The sequence below is a fragment of the Streptomyces sp. DH-12 genome (assembly GCF_002899455.1).
In the GTDB taxonomy this organism is placed as follows: Bacteria; Actinomycetota; Actinomycetes; order Streptomycetales; family Streptomycetaceae; genus Streptomyces.
Window position 1 is genome coordinate 5,103,180 of record NZ_PPFB01000001.1, and the last position, 13,886, is coordinate 5,117,065.

10 protein-coding genes are annotated in these 13,886 nt (G+C 73.4%); 9 read left to right on the forward strand and 1 reads right to left on the reverse strand.

Going from position 1 to position 13,886, the window contains the following annotated elements:
* Positions 1 to 25 precede the first annotated feature (25 nt).
* The 8 genes from leuS to holA all read left to right on the forward strand — a co-directional run bounded on the left by leuS (position 26) and on the right by holA (position 11,070).
* Positions 26 to 2,896, forward strand: a complete 2,871-nt coding sequence (gene leuS, locus C1708_RS21885; RefSeq protein WP_106414265.1) for a leucine--tRNA ligase — start codon at positions 26 to 28, stop codon at positions 2,894 to 2,896.
* A gap of 285 nt (positions 2,897 to 3,181) precedes the next feature.
* Positions 3,182 to 3,928 (forward strand): hypothetical protein, encoded by a 747-nt coding sequence (locus C1708_RS21890; protein ID WP_106414266.1) that lies wholly within the window; start codon positions 3,182 to 3,184, stop codon positions 3,926 to 3,928.
* A 92-nt stretch (positions 3,929 to 4,020) separates the two neighbouring features.
* Complete coding sequence (locus tag C1708_RS21895; protein WP_106414267.1) at positions 4,021 to 4,866, forward strand: DegV family protein; 846 nt, start codon at positions 4,021 to 4,023, stop codon at positions 4,864 to 4,866.
* Between the two features lie 790 nt (positions 4,867 to 5,656).
* Positions 5,657 to 6,352 carry a ComEA family DNA-binding protein gene (locus C1708_RS21900; protein ID WP_198602560.1) on the forward strand — a complete coding sequence of 232 codons (696 nt, stop codon included), beginning with the start codon at positions 5,657 to 5,659 and terminating at the stop codon, positions 6,350 to 6,352.
* Entirely contained in the window at positions 6,349 to 8,877 is a 2,529-nt protein-coding gene (locus C1708_RS21905; protein ID WP_106414268.1) for a ComEC/Rec2 family competence protein, read from the forward strand. The genes C1708_RS21900 and C1708_RS21905 overlap by 4 nt, the downstream gene beginning before the upstream one ends.
* Before the next feature lie 5 nt (positions 8,878 to 8,882).
* The gene (locus tag C1708_RS21910; RefSeq protein WP_106414269.1) at positions 8,883 to 9,734 is read left to right on the forward strand and encodes an arylamine N-acetyltransferase family protein; all 852 of its coding nucleotides are present in this window, start codon (positions 8,883 to 8,885) and stop codon (positions 9,732 to 9,734) included.
* A gap of 23 nt (positions 9,735 to 9,757) precedes the next feature.
* On the forward strand, positions 9,758 to 10,003 hold the full coding sequence (locus tag C1708_RS21915) for a hypothetical protein (protein WP_106416422.1): 246 nt from the start codon (positions 9,758 to 9,760) through the stop codon (positions 10,001 to 10,003).
* A gap of 77 nt (positions 10,004 to 10,080) precedes the next feature.
* Positions 10,081 to 11,070, forward strand: coding sequence for a DNA polymerase III subunit delta (gene holA / locus C1708_RS21920; RefSeq protein WP_106414270.1), 990 nt, complete (start codon positions 10,081 to 10,083; stop codon positions 11,068 to 11,070).
* A 226-nt stretch (positions 11,071 to 11,296) separates the two neighbouring features.
* On the opposite strand, the gene rpsT is transcribed toward holA, so the two are convergent.
* Positions 11,297 to 11,563, reverse strand: a complete 267-nt coding sequence (gene rpsT, locus C1708_RS21925) for a 30S ribosomal protein S20 (RefSeq protein ID WP_106414271.1) — start codon at positions 11,561 to 11,563, stop codon at positions 11,297 to 11,299.
* Between the two features lie 253 nt (positions 11,564 to 11,816).
* Between rpsT and lepA the strand changes: the two genes are divergently transcribed.
* The gene (gene lepA, locus C1708_RS21930) at positions 11,817 to 13,685 is read left to right on the forward strand and encodes a translation elongation factor 4 (protein ID WP_106414272.1); all 1,869 of its coding nucleotides are present in this window, start codon (positions 11,817 to 11,819) and stop codon (positions 13,683 to 13,685) included.
* The last annotated feature ends 201 nt before the right edge of the window (positions 13,686 to 13,886 follow it).

Sequence of the window (13,886 nt, forward strand, 5' to 3'; positions counted from 1 at the left end):
GACGATCGATGGAGCTTTGAGGATCATGAGCGAGACGAACCCCGCAGCCGCGGAGGCCGCGCCGCACCGCTACACGGCCGCCCTGGCCGCCGAGATCGAGGCACGCTGGCAGGACTTCTGGGACGCCGAGGGGACGTACGCGGCGCCGAACCCGAAGGGTGACCTGGCGGGCGATTCGGAGCTGGTCGCGCGACCCAAGAAGTTCATCATGGACATGTTCCCGTACCCCTCGGGCGCGGGCCTGCACGTCGGACACCCGCTGGGCTACATCGCCACCGACGTCTACGCCCGCTTCCAGCGCATGACCGGGCACAACGTCCTGCACACCCTGGGCTTCGACGCCTTCGGCCTGCCCGCCGAGCAGTACGCGGTGCAGACCGGCACGCACCCGCGCGTGTCCACCGAGGCCAACATCAAGAACATGCAGAGCCAGCTGCGCCGGCTGGGCCTGGGCCACGACAAGCGCCGGTCGTTCGCCACGATCGACCCGGACTACTACAAGTGGACCCAGTGGATCTTCCTGCAGATCTTCAACTCCTGGTACGACCAGGACGCGAAGAAGGCCCGCCCGATCTCCGAGCTGGTCGCGCAGTTCGAGTCCGGTGAGCGTCCGGTCCCCGGTCACACGCGCCCGTGGAGCGAGCTGACCGAGGCCGAGCGCGCCGACGTGCTGGGCGAGTTCCGCCTGGCCTACGCCTCCGACGCGCCCGTCAACTGGTGCCCCGGGCTGGGCACCGTGCTGGCCAACGAGGAGGTCACCGCCGACGGCCGCTCCGAGCGCGGCAACTTCCCCGTCTTCAAGGCCAAGCTGCGCCAGTGGAACATGCGCATCACGGCCTACGCCGACCGCCTGCTGGACGACCTGGACGCCCTGGACTGGCCCGAGGCGATCAAACTGCAGCAGCGCAACTGGATCGGCCGCTCCGAGGGCGCCCGCGTCGACTTCCCCATCGACGGCGAGTCCGTCACCGTCTTCACGACCCGTCCCGACACGCTGTTCGGCGCCACCTACATGGTGCTGGCGCCCGAGCACCCGCTGGTCGAGAAGTTCACCCCGGACGCCTGGCCCGAGGGCACCCACGAGGTGTGGACCGGCGGTCACGCGACGCCCGCCGAGGCCGTCGCCGCCTACCGCGCCCAGGCCGCCTCGAAGTCCGACGTCGAGCGGCAGGCCGAGGCCAAGGACAAGACCGGCGTCTTCACCGGCGCGTACGCGACCAACCCGGTCAACGGGCAGAAGGTGCCCGTCTTCATCGCCGACTACGTCCTGATGGGCTACGGCACCGGCGCGATCATGGCCGTCCCCGGTCACGACTCCCGCGACTTCGCGTTCGCCCGCGCCTTCGAACTGCCCGTCGTCTGCGTGGTCGAGCCGACCGACGGCCGCGGCACCGACCCGTCGACCTGGGACGACGCCTTCGTCTCCCACGACGCGAAGATCGTCAACTCCTCCGGCGAGCACGTCTCCCTGGACGGCCTGGGCGTCACCGAGGCCAAGGCGCGCATCACCGAGTGGCTGGAGCGCGAGGGCCACGGCGAGGGCACCGTCAACTTCCGCCTGCGCGACTGGCTGTTCAGCCGTCAGCGCTACTGGGGCGAGCCCTTCCCGATCGTCTACGACGAGGACGGCATCGCCCACGCGCTGCCCGAGTCGATGCTGCCGCTGGAGCTGCCCGAGGTCGAGGACTACAGCCCGCGCACCTTCGACCCGGACGACGCCGACACCCAGCCCGAGACGCCGCTGTCGCGCAACGAGGAGTGGGTGAACGTCACCCTGGACCTGGGCGACGGGCCGAAGAAGTACCGGCGCGAGACCAACACCATGCCCAACTGGGCCGGTTCCTGCTGGTACGAGCTGCGCTACCTGGACCCGGACAACTCCGAGAAGCTGGTCGACCCCGGGATCGAGCGGTACTGGATGGGCCCGCGCGAGGGCATGCCGCACGGCGGCGTCGACCTGTACGTCGGCGGCGCCGAACATGCCGTGCTGCACCTGCTGTACGCCCGCTTCTGGTCCAAGGTGCTGTACGACCTGGGGCACATCTCCTCGGCGGAGCCGTTCCACAAGCTGTTCAACCAGGGCATGATCCAGGCCTACGTCTACCGCGACAGCCGGGGCATCGCCGTGCCGGCCGCCGAGGTGGAGGAGCGTGACGGCGGCTACTGGTACCAGGGCGAGCGCGTCACCCGCCTGCTGGGCAAGATGGGCAAGTCCCTGAAGAACGCGGTCACCCCGGACGAGATCTGCGCCGAGTACGGCGCCGACACGCTGCGCCTGTACGAGATGGCCATGGGCCCGCTGGACGTGTCCCGCCCCTGGGACACCCGCGCGGTCGTCGGCCAGTTCCGCCTGCTGCAGCGGCTGTGGCGCAACATCGTCGACGAGACGACCGGCGAGGTGACCGTCGCCGACACCGACGACGTCGACGAGGCCACCCTGCGCGCCCTGCACAAGGCCGTCGACGGCGTCCGCGGCGACCTGGAGGGCATGCGCTTCAACACCGCCATCGCCAAGGTCACGGAGCTGAACAACCACCTGACCAAGCGAGGAGGCCCGCTGCCGCGTCCGGTCGCGGAGTCGCTGGTGCTGCTGATCGCGCCGCTGGCCCCGCACATCGCCGAGGAGCTGTGGCGCAAGCTGGGTCACACCGACTCCGTGGTGCACCGGGACTTCCCGGTGGCCAACCCGGCGTACGTGGCCGACGAGACCGTCACCTGCGTGGTGCAGATCAAGGGCAAGGTGAAGGCGCGGCTGGAGGTGTCCCCGGACATCTCCGACGACGAGCTGGAGAAGGCGGCGCTGGCCGACGAGCGGGTGGTCGCGGCGCTGGACGGCGCCGGGATCCGCAAGGTGATCGTGCGGGCGCCGAAGCTGGTGAACATCGTTCCGGCCTGAACCGGCCTGAACCGGCCTGAACCGGCCTGAACCGGCCTGAACCGACTTGAACCGGCTCGGATAGGAGCTGAAATGGTCTGAGTCGGCCTGAGTCGGCCTGATGGGCCCGGCTCACCCTTACGGGGTGGGGGTCGTGCCGTCGGCCGACCCTTACGGGGAGCCGTCGCGTTGTGTGCGGGCAGGTTCGGGGTTCCGCAGGAACTCCGGGCCTGCCCGTAGCGTTTACCGTGGAAGAGCGGCACGACGTGTGCCGGACAGGCCGGACGTGCCCGGAGGAGGAGCCTCGTGGAAGCGGTGTTCGCAGTGATCGCCCTGCTCTTCGTGCTCTTCGTGGCACTGGGCGTCTACGCCACGGTGAAGGTCGTCGGCGCCGCCAAGCGCAGCGCGGACCGCCACATCCACCAGGCCCGCCGCACGGTCGAGGACCACACCCTGCGCGCCAAGGCGTTCGCGCAGTCCGGCCCGGCCGGTGAGATCGCCCAGCTCCGGCTGAAGCTGCGCACCTCGATGCGCGCCACACAGGACGCCCTGGAGGCGGTCGCCGCCGAGGACGATTCGGTGAAGGAGTCCCTCGCCCTCTTCCAGCGCCTCAGCGCGCACGGCCACGAGCTGGACGCCGAGCTGCGCCGCCTGGAGGGCGAGCCGGACCGCGCGACGCTGTCCGCGCGCCTGCCCGACCTGCGCGAGCGCACCGAACGCATCACCAGCTCCGCGGACTCCCTGCGCTGGGCCACCCACGACCGCGCCCGCCGCTTCGCGGACGACGACCTCGACTCGCTGAGCACGCAGATCGACATGGAGGCCGGCGCCCTGCGGCACTGGACCACCACGGACCAGCCGGCCACCCCCGCGCCCCCGCGCCGGCCCGAGGCGCCGGCCGCCGACGCCTCGGGCCGGACCTGGCCGGACACCGCGCGGCAGGAGACGGAGCCGCAGCGGGACGAGGACCAGGAGCGGCCCGCCATCGCCCCGGCCACCCCGCACCCCACCTACCCCTGGCAGAAGAAGCCGCGCCCCGAAAGCACCACGTGACGACCGCCTGAGCAGCGGTGATCACACCACGGTGGACGACGCCCCACGGTCCGGGCTGCCGCACGGCCACCACGGCAGGTAACCTCCAGCTCATGTCCCGCCATGTCGCGATCGTCACCGATTCAACGGCCTACCTTCCGGCCCGGACGATGGAGCGGCACGGCATCACGGCGGTACCGCTGACCGTGGTGCTGGGGGACCGCGCCCTCGAGGAGGGCACCGAGATCTCCACCCGCTCCCTCGCCCAGGCTTTGCAGAAGCGGCGTTCCGTCACGACGTCCCGGCCCAGCCCCGAGCTCTTCGCGGAGACCTACCGCAGGGCCGCCGCGTCCGGCGCGACCGGCATCGTCTCGCTCCATCTCTCCGCCGAGCTGTCCGGCACCTACGACGCGGCGGTCCTCGCGGCCCGCGAGGCCCCGGTGCCGGTGCGCGTGGTGGACACCGGCATGATCGCGATGGCCCTCGGCTTCTGCGCGGTGGCGGCCGCCGAGAGCGCGGAGGCGGGCGGCACCGTGGACGAGGCGGTCACCGCGGCGGAGAAGCGGGCGGCGGCCACGTCGGCCTACTTCTACGTCGACACGCTCGACTATCTGCGCCGGGGCGGCCGGATCGGCGCGGCCCAGGCACTGCTGGGCTCCGCCCTCGCGGTGAAGCCGCTGCTGCAGCTGGCGGGCGGCCGTATCGAACCGCTGGAGAAGGTGCGGACGGCGTCGAAGGCGATCGCCCGCCTGGAGGAGATCGCCGCTGACCGGGCGGGGAGCGCGGAGGTGGACGTCGCCGTCCACCATCTCGCCGCGCCGGAGCGCGCCTCGGCGCTGGCCGACCGGCTCCGCGCCCGGCTGCCGGCACTGTCCGAGCTGCATGTCAGCGAGGTGGGCGCGGTGATCGGGGCGCACACGGGACCGGGGTTGCTGGGGGTGGTGGTTTCGGCCCGGTGAGGCGGGAGCCGGAGTCCGCTCCTTCGAACGGGTGACGGAGTTGTCCACAACCGGGCGCTCGTCCACGGGTTCCGAGCAAGATCATCGCGATGGGGCGGTCGTGTCCGACCCTCGGTGCATGGCACTTCGATCTCACACACGTACAGCTGTTCCGACCAGCGGTCCGGGCCGCGGTCCCCTGTCCGACGGCCGCACCTCGCACCATCGTCACCGTCGTCCGAGCCGGGCTCGCGCGTGGTCCCGTGACGGTGGTCGTCAGGCTCCGGGCGAGGAGATCCGGCGCCGTGCGGAGACGTTGTTCGGCGGGGAGCCCGTGGTCCGCGGAGGGCGTCCGGCGCGGAGGGCGCCGAGCTGGGCGCGGGCGGGGGAGAGCGGCGCCTTAGCGGCCGTGAAGGATGCGGCGCCTTCGCCGCCGCCGCGCCGAGCCGTGGTGGTGGACCGTCAAGGAGCGGCAGGGCACGCGCTGCTGACGACGCCTCGGGCGGGTGCGGGGCGCGCGGCGACGACGGACGACCGGACGCTCGTGCTGCGGCGCCTCCCGGACGGCGCGGGGAGGCGTCCGGCAGCCGGGCCGAGCGGTGCGCACGCGGCTCGTCCGGGGCGGTTCCTCGGTGTCGGACCGGAGGGGGACGAGCCGGCCACCCACCCCGTGCGCCTGCCTGCCCCGCGCCCCCGCCACGAGGCGGGCGATGCCGGCGACCGTCCGGACGCCGTGACCGGGGAGGCGCCCGACGGGGCGCCCGAGCCGGGACCCCCGCCAGGGCCTCCGCCAGGGCGGTGGGGACCCGCGTTGCGGGAGCGGCTGCCGCTGTGGGTGCAAGCCCGGTGCGGGCTGGAGCGGCGGAGCGTGGTGGCGCTCTCGGCGCTGCTCGTCCTCGCCCTGGTGTTCGCCGTGCAGCACTTCTGGACCGGGCGCACCCAGCCGGTACGGGCACCGGAGGTGGTGCGGGCGGCTCCGGCCGCGCAGGAGGGCGCGGAAGGTGGGACAGGCCCGTCGGGCGCTCCCCGTGCTCCCGGCTCCTGGGCGCAGGCGGGCGGCACGGCGGCTCCCGAGATCGTGGTGGACGTCAGCGGCAAGGTGCGGGACCCGGGCGTCCACCGCCTGCCCGCCGGCTCACGGGTCGAGGACGCGCTGAGGGCGGCCGGCGGGGTGCGGCCCGGCACGAGGACCGGCGGCCTCAACCGCGCCCGCTTCCTGGTCGACGGCGAGCAGGTGGTGGTCGGGGGCCCGGCACCGGCCGGAGCGGCGGCCCCCGCGCCCCCGGCGGGCACCGGAACGGCGGCCGCCCCCACGGCACCCGTCTCCCTCAACACCGCCACCGTCGACCAGCTCGACACCCTCCCCGGCGTCGGACCCGTCCTCGCCCGGCACATCGTCGACTACCGCACCCGCAACGGCGGTTTCCGTTCGGTGGACGAGCTGAGGGAGGTCAACGGCATCGGCGACCGCCGCTTCGCCGACCTGCGCGACCTCGTACGGCCATGAGCACCCGCACCCCCGTCGTCCATGCGGACTCGGGCACCCGCCCGGACGCCTCCCCTCCACGGCAGGAGGGGCCGACCGACCTCCGGCTGGTCCCGCCCGCCCTCGCCGCCTGGGCCACGGCGGCGGTGATGCTGCACGCCCCGCCCGGCTGGGCCGCGGTCACCGCGGTCGTCTCGGTCCTGGCCGCCGCCGCCCTCCTCCCCGCGCGCAGGCGCCTGACGGAACGGGCACGCGTCACCGCCCACGCGGTCGCGGCCACCCTGCTGTGCGTCGCGGCCGCCGCCGGTTCGGCGGGCCTGCACGGCGCGGACGTCCGGCGCGGCCCCGTCCCCGGACTGGCCCGGGAGTACGCCGGAGTCGTCGCGGAGGTGGAGGTCACCGCCGATCCACGGCTCACCCGGCCCCGGGTCGGCGGCAACCGCGCGGCCCCGGTGTCCGTGCTGATCGAGGCCGACGTCCGGCGCGTGGAGCGGGCCGGCGCGGCCGCGCGGAAAACCCGGGCACCGGTTCTGCTGATCGTCGGCGCCGGTGACCGCGACGCCGGTGACCGGAAGCCGGCCGCCCCCGCCGCCGGCCACCCCCACTCGCCCTGGCTGTCCCTGCTGCCCTCCACCCGGCTGCGGGTCGAGGCGGGGCTCGCGCCGGCGCGGGAGGGCGGCGACCGGTTCGCGGCGGTGCTGCGGGTGCGGGGTGAGGACGGCCCCCGGGTCGTGGGCGGACCGTCGGCCCCGCAGCGGCTGGCGGGGCGGCTGCGCGCCGGACTGCGCGAGGCGACCGAGGACCTGCCGGAGGACGCGCGGGCACTGCTCCCGGGACTGGTCGTCGGGGACACCGCGCGGGTGACGCCGGAGCTGGACGAGGCGTTCCGGGAGACCGACCTCACGCACACCCTCGCCGTGTCCGGCGCGAACTTCACCATCCTGCTCGCCCTGCTCCTCGGTCCGCCGGGACTGGCGCAGCGGGCCGAGCGACGCGGGCTCGCGCCCCGCCTGGGCATCTCGCTGCGGACCACGGCGGTGCTGGGCGCGGCGCTGTCCCTCGCGTTCGTCGTCGTGTGCCGGCCCGACCCCAGCGTGCTGCGCGCCGCCGCCTGCGGATCCGTGGCGCTGCTCGCGCTCGCCACCGGCCGCCGCAGATCCCTCGTCCCGGCCCTGGCGACGGCCGTCCTGCTGCTGGTGCTGTACGACCCGTGGCTGGCCCGCGCCTACGGTTTCCTGCTCTCCGTGCTGGCGACCGGCGCGCTGCTCACCCTCGCCCCTCGCTGGAGCGGGACACTGCGCCGCCACGGGGTGCCGCCCCGCGTCGCGGAGGCGCTGGCCGCCGCCGGTGCCGCCCAGGCGCTCTGCGCGCCGGTGGTGGCCGTGCTGTCGGCCCGGGTGAGCCTGGTGGGGATCCCGTGCAACCTGCTCGCCGAGGCCGCGCTCGCGCCGGCCACCGTGCTGGGATTCCTGGCGCTGGCCACCGCGCCGGTCGCGATGCCGTTGGCCGAGGCGGTGGCGTGGTGCGCGGGCTGGCCCGCGGGGTGGATCGCGCAGGTCGCGCGGACCGGGGCGGCGATGCCGGGCGCCGGGGTGGACTGGCCGGGAAGCTGGGCGGGGGCGGCGGCGCTCGGCGCGGTCACCCTGGCCGTGCTGCTCGTGGGGCGGAGACTGCTGCGACACCCCTGGTGGTGCGCCGCGTGCGCGCTGCTGCTGGCGCTGCTGGTGGTGCAGCCGCGCCCCCTGGTGCGCACGATCACGGGCTGGCCGCCGCCGGACTGGCGAATGGTGATGTGCGACGTGGGACAGGGCGACGCGCTGGTGCTGGCGGCGGGGGAGGGCGCCGGGGTGGTCGTGGACGCGGGACCCGACCCCGAGCTCGTCGACCACTGCCTGCGCTCCCTCGACGTCACCCGGGTCCCGCTCGTCGTCCTGACCCACTTCCACGCCGACCACGTGGCCGGGCTGACCGGTGTGCTGCGCGGACGCGAGGTGGGCGGCATCGGGACCACGGCCCTGGAGGAACCGGCCGACCAGGCGGCGTCCGTCCGGAGAGCCGCTGCCGCCGCGGGCGTTCCGGTGACCCGGGCCGTCGCCGGGGAGCAGCGGCGGGCCGGCGACCTGTCCTGGGAGGTGGTGTGGCCGCCACCGGGCGGACACCCGGCGGTGGAGGGGCCGAACGACGCCAGCGTGGCCCTGCTGGTCCGCACCGGGGGCCTGCGCCTGCTGCTCCTCGGCGACCTGGAGCCCCCGGCCCAGCGTGCCCTGGCCCGGTCACCGGCGGCGCGGGATCTGGCGGCCGTGGACGTCCTCAAGGTCGCCCATCACGGCTCGGCGTACCAGGACCCGGGCCTCGTACGCCTGGCCGCGCCACGGCTGGCGCTGATCAGCACCGGTGCGGACAACTCCTACGGCCACCCCGCTCCGGGGACGGTCGACGCGCTGCGGGCCCAGGGGGCGGCCGTGCTGCGCACCGACCGGGACGGGGCGCTGGCGGTCCTCTCCGGCACGGACGGGGGCGGAGAGCTGGAGGTGGCGCGACACTGAGAGGCATGACCGAGGGGATCGACACCGCGACGACCGACGCCTATCTGCGCCGCCTAGGGGTGGAACGGCCCGTCCGGCCCACCACGGACGCGCTGAGGGAGCTGCATCTGCGCCATCTGCGGACCGTGCCGTTCGAGAACCTGTCCGTGCATCTCGGCGAGGAGATCGTGCTCGAGGAGAAGCGGCTGCTGGACAAGGTGGTGGAGGCCCGGCGCGGGGGGTTCTGCTACGAGCTCAACGGCGCCTTCGGCGCGTTGCTCACCGCGCTCGGTTACGACGTCACCCTGCTCGCCGCACGCGTCCACGCGGGCGGCGGCCGGCTGGGCATCCCGTACGACCACCTCGCGCTGCGGGTGCGGACGGAGGACGGCGGTGACTGGCTGGTGGACGTCGGGTTCGGCTCGCACTTCCATCTGCCGCTCGCCCGGGAGGAGCGGGGGGAGCAGCGGGACCCGGCGGGCGTGTTCCGGGTCGCGGAGGCGGACGCGGACGCGGCCGGGGTGCGCGGCGGGCACGACGCGGCCGGGGCGGCGGACCTGGACGTGCTGCGCGACGGACGGCCCGTGTACCGGCTGGAGACGCGGCCCAGGGTGCTCGCCGACTTCACGGCCGGCGCGTGGTGGCACAGCACCTCGCCCCACTCCCACTTCCCCCGGTCGCTGGTGTGCTCGCGGGTCACCGAGGACGGCGGCCGGATCACGCTCAGCGGCCGCCGGCTGACCCGCACGGCGCCGGACGGGACGCGGCAGGAGCGCGGGACCGGGTCGGACGCGGAGGTGCTGGCGATCTACCGGGACGAGTTCGGGATCACGCTGGACGCGGTGCCGGCCGTGCGGGGCGGCGGGACGGGCGGCTGAGCCCGTACCGGACAATGGCCCGTGTGAGTGATGTGCGACATGTGCTGGTGCTGCCCGACCGGGACGCGGCCGAGGAGGTGGCCGAGGCGCTGGAGGAGCGCTTCGGTGTCGACGAGGAGCCACAGCTCGTACGGGACGCCCTCGCGGGCGAGGACGACGCGGAGGACGCGCAGTGGCTCGTCGTCCTGCGGGACGAGGCGGGACGGCTGGACGCCGGCGAGCTGGACGAGTTCGTCGGCCGCTGGGACGGCTGGCGCGAGGAGCCGTAGCCGCCGCTGCCGCCCGGTCGGGACGGGTGCGGCCGGCCGGGCGGTGCTGTCGGTGGCCCGTGGGATGCTTGTCGGCGATGGCCAGGAAGAACGCATCCGACGACCCCCTCGCCCCCGTGACGCTCGCCGTGGGCCAGGAGGAGCTGCTGCTCGACCGCGCCGTGCGGGAGGTGGTGGCAGCGGCGAAGGCCGCCGACGCCGACACGGACGTCCGTGACCTGACCCCGGACCAGCTCCAGCCGGGCACCCTCGCCGAGCTGGTCAGCCCCTCGCTGTTCGCCGAGCGCAAGGTCGTGGTCGTGCGCGATGCGCAGGACCTGTCGGCCGACACGGTCAAGGACGTCAAGGCGTACCTGTCCTCGCCCGCCGAGGAGATCACCCTCGTGCTGCTGCACGCGGGCGGCGCGAAGGGCAAGGGCCTGCTGGACGCGGCCCGCAAGACGGGCGCGCGGGAGGTGGCCTGCCCGAAGATGACCAAGCCGGCCGACCGGCTGGCGTTCGTGCGCGGCGAGTTCCGGACGGCCGGGCGGTCGGCCACCCCCGAGGCGTGCCAGGCCCTCGTCGACGCCATCGGCAGCGACCTGCGCGAGCTGGCCTCCGCGGTGACGCAGCTCGTCGCGGACGTCGAGGGCACGATCGACGAGGCCGTCGTCGGCCGCTACTACACCGGGCGGGCCGAGGCGTCGAGCTTCACGGTCGCCGACCGGGCGGTCGAGGGGCGGACGGCGGAGGCCCTGGAGGCGCTGCGCTGGTCGCTGTCGACCGGTGTGGCCCCGGTGCTGATCACCAGTGCGCTGGCGCAGGGCGTGCGGGCCATCGGCAAGCTGTCCTCGGCGCGCGGCGGCCGGCCCGCCGACCTGGCGCGCGAGCTGGGCATGCCGCCCTGGAAGATCGACCGCGTGCGGCAGCAGATGCGCGGCTGGACCCCGGACGGCGTGGCCGAGGCGCTGCGCGCCGTCGCCGAGGCGGACGCGGGCGTCAAGGGCGGCGGGGACGACCCCGGGTACGCCCTGGAGAAGGCCGTCGTCACCATCGCCCGCGCGGCCCGCTCCCGGGGCCGGGCGTAGCACCGGGAGCGGTCGCCGTACCGCGGCCACGCCTCGCGCGTCCCGCCCGCAAGCCGAAGGCCCCGTCTCCGACCCTGGGGAAGGGTGGGAGACGGGGCCTCCGGATGAAACTGTCGAGCCCGTACCCGCGTGGCGAACGCAGGCCGCGTACGGGCTCGGGGGTGCCGGCCGGGGGCGGATGAGAGAGGGCCCGCCCGGGTCCCGCCGGCGGTCAGATCAGGGTGGTTCAGCCCTTGACGGCCGCGACCTTGCGAGCCAGCGCCGACTTCTTGTTGGCGGCCTGGTTCTTGTGGATGACGCCCTTCGAGACGGCCTTGTCGAGCTGGCGCGCGGCGGCGCGCTGGTACTCGGCGGCCTTCTCGACGTCACCCGCGGCGGCGGCCTCGCGGGCCTTGCGGATCGCGGTCTTCAGAGAGGACTTGACGGCCTTGTTGCGCAGCCGGGCCTTCTCGTTCGTCTTGTTCCGCTTGATCTGGGACTTGATGTTCGCCACGAATGAGCCTCTACAGGTTCTGGCACGGGGCCGTACGCGGGCGCACGGTTCCGCACCGGGTGATTTCTTGGGGGTGTGCCTCGCGCTGAGAGGGCATGAGACACAGCCCCCCACACTACCAGCGGGTCGTTCCGCGGCCCAAACCCGTCCCCGGTCGCCACCCGTGGGACCATGGAGGCTACGTATCGATCCGACCCGAGACCGCAGACGGACAAGCACACGTATGCGGACGCCTCAAGAATCAGGACCCTGCGTGCCCGCGATCCCCAGCCATGTGCCCGAGCCGAGCCGTACCGACCCGGCGCTGATCCGCAATTTCTGCATCATCGCGCACATCGACCACGGCAAGTCCACGCTCGCCGACCGGATGCTCCAGCTGACCGGAGTGGTCGAGCAGCGGCAGATGCGCGCTCAGTACCTCGACCGCATGGACATCGAGCGCGAGCGCGGCATCACGATCAAGTCCCAGGCGGTGCGCCTGCCGTGGGCCCCGACCCACGACAAGAGCAAGACGCACATCCTCAACATGATCGACACCCCGGGTCACGTCGACTTCACCTACGAGGTCTCCCGGTCGCTCGCCGCCTGCGAGGGGACCATCCTCCTGGTCGACGCCGCCCAGGGCATCGAGGCGCAGACCCTCGCCAACCTCTACCTGGCGATGGAGAACGACCTCCAGATCATCCCGGTGCTGAACAAGATCGATCTGCCGGCCGCGCAGCCGGAGAAGTTCGCCGAGGAGCTGGCGAACCTGGTCGGCTGCGAGCCCGACGACGTGCTGAAGGTGTCCGCGAAGACCGGTCTGGGCGTCGAGGCGCTGCTGGACCGCGTGGTCGCCGACATCCCGGCCCCGGTCGGCGTCGCGGACGCCCCCGCCCGCGCGATGATCTTCGACTCGGTCTACGACTCCTACCGCGGTGTCGTGACGTACGTCCGGGTCATCGACGGGCAGCTCAACAAGCGTGAGCGCATCCGGATGATGTCGACCGGCGCCACCCACGAGCTGCTGGAGATCGGCACCAACTCGCCGGAGATGCTGTCCGCGGACGGCCTCGGCGTCGGCGAGGTCGGCTACCTGATCACGGGTGTGAAGGACGTCCGCCAGTCGAAGGTCGGCGACACCGTCACCAGCCAGTCCAAGGGCGCCACGGAGGCCCTCGGCGGCTACAAGGACCCCAAGCCCATGGTGTTCTCCGGGCTGTACCCGCTGGACGGCTCGGACTACCCGGAGCTGCGCGAGGCCCTCGACAAGCTCCAGCTCAACGACGCCGCCCTGGTCTACGAGCCGGAGACCTCCGCCGCCCTCGGCTTCGGCTTCCGCGTCGGCTTCCTCGGCCTGCTCCACCTGGACGTGATCCGCGAGCGGCTGGAGCGCGAGTTCGGGCTCGACCTGATCGCCACCGCGCCCAACGTGGTCTACCGCGTGGTCATGGAGGACGGCACCGAGCACACCGTCACCAACCCGAGCGAGTTCCCCGAGGGGAAGATCCACGAGGTCTACGAGCCGGTCGTGCGGGCCACGATCCTCGCGCCCAGCGAGTTCATCGGCTCGATCATGGAGCTGTGCCAGAACCGGCGCGGCGTCATGCTCGGCATGGACTACCTCTCCGAGGACCGGGTGGAGATCCGCTACACCCTGCCGCTCGCCGAGATCGTCTTCGACTTCTTCGACCAGCTGAAGTCCAAGACCCGCGGCTACGCCTCCCTCGACTACGAGCCCACCGGCGAGCAGACCTCCAGCCTGGTCAAGGTGGACATCCTGCTGCACGGCGACAAGGTGGACGCGTTCTCCGCGATCACCCACAAGGACCAGGCGTACGCGTACGGCGTGCGGCTCGTCGCCAAGCTGAAGGAGCTGATCCCGCGGCAGGCGTTCGAGGTGCCGGTGCAGGCGGCCATCGGCTCGCGGGTCATCGCCCGCGAGACCATCCGCGCCATCCGCAAGGACGTCCTCGCCAAGTGCTACGGCGGTGACATCTCCCGTAAGCGGAAGCTGCTGGAGAAGCAGAAGGAGGGCAAGAAGCGGATGAAGATGGTGGGGTCCGTGGAGGTCCCGCAGGAGGCCTTCATCGCCGTCCTCTCCAGCGACGAGAGCGCGGGGTCGGGCAAGGCCAAGAAGTAACGCCGGTTACCGGGGGTCACTCCGCGAATCGGGCGAATCGGGGCCCGTCGCACGTGCGTGCGGCGGGCCTCGCACGTCCCTCACGTGGCTGTCTGTGTGAAGTCACCGGCCGTGGCCCCTTACGCGGTGGCCGGTCGGCCTTTACTCTGTCCGTGCTCGATAGTTACTCGTGAGTTAAACAGCGTCGCGAGGAAACCCCAG

Coding starts and splice junctions, on each gene's coding strand:
- leuS (WP_106414265.1), top strand. CDS start 26: ATGAGCGAGACGAACCCCGCAGCCGCGGAGGCCGCGCCGCACCGCTAC.
- C1708_RS21895 (WP_106414267.1), top strand. CDS start 4,021: ATGTCCCGCCATGTCGCGATCGTCACCGATTCAACGGCCTACCTTCCG.
- C1708_RS21905 (WP_106414268.1), top strand. CDS start 6,349: ATGAGCACCCGCACCCCCGTCGTCCATGCGGACTCGGGCACCCGCCCG.
- C1708_RS21910 (WP_106414269.1), top strand. CDS start 8,883: ATGACCGAGGGGATCGACACCGCGACGACCGACGCCTATCTGCGCCGC.
- holA (WP_106414270.1), top strand. CDS start 10,081: ATGGCCAGGAAGAACGCATCCGACGACCCCCTCGCCCCCGTGACGCTC.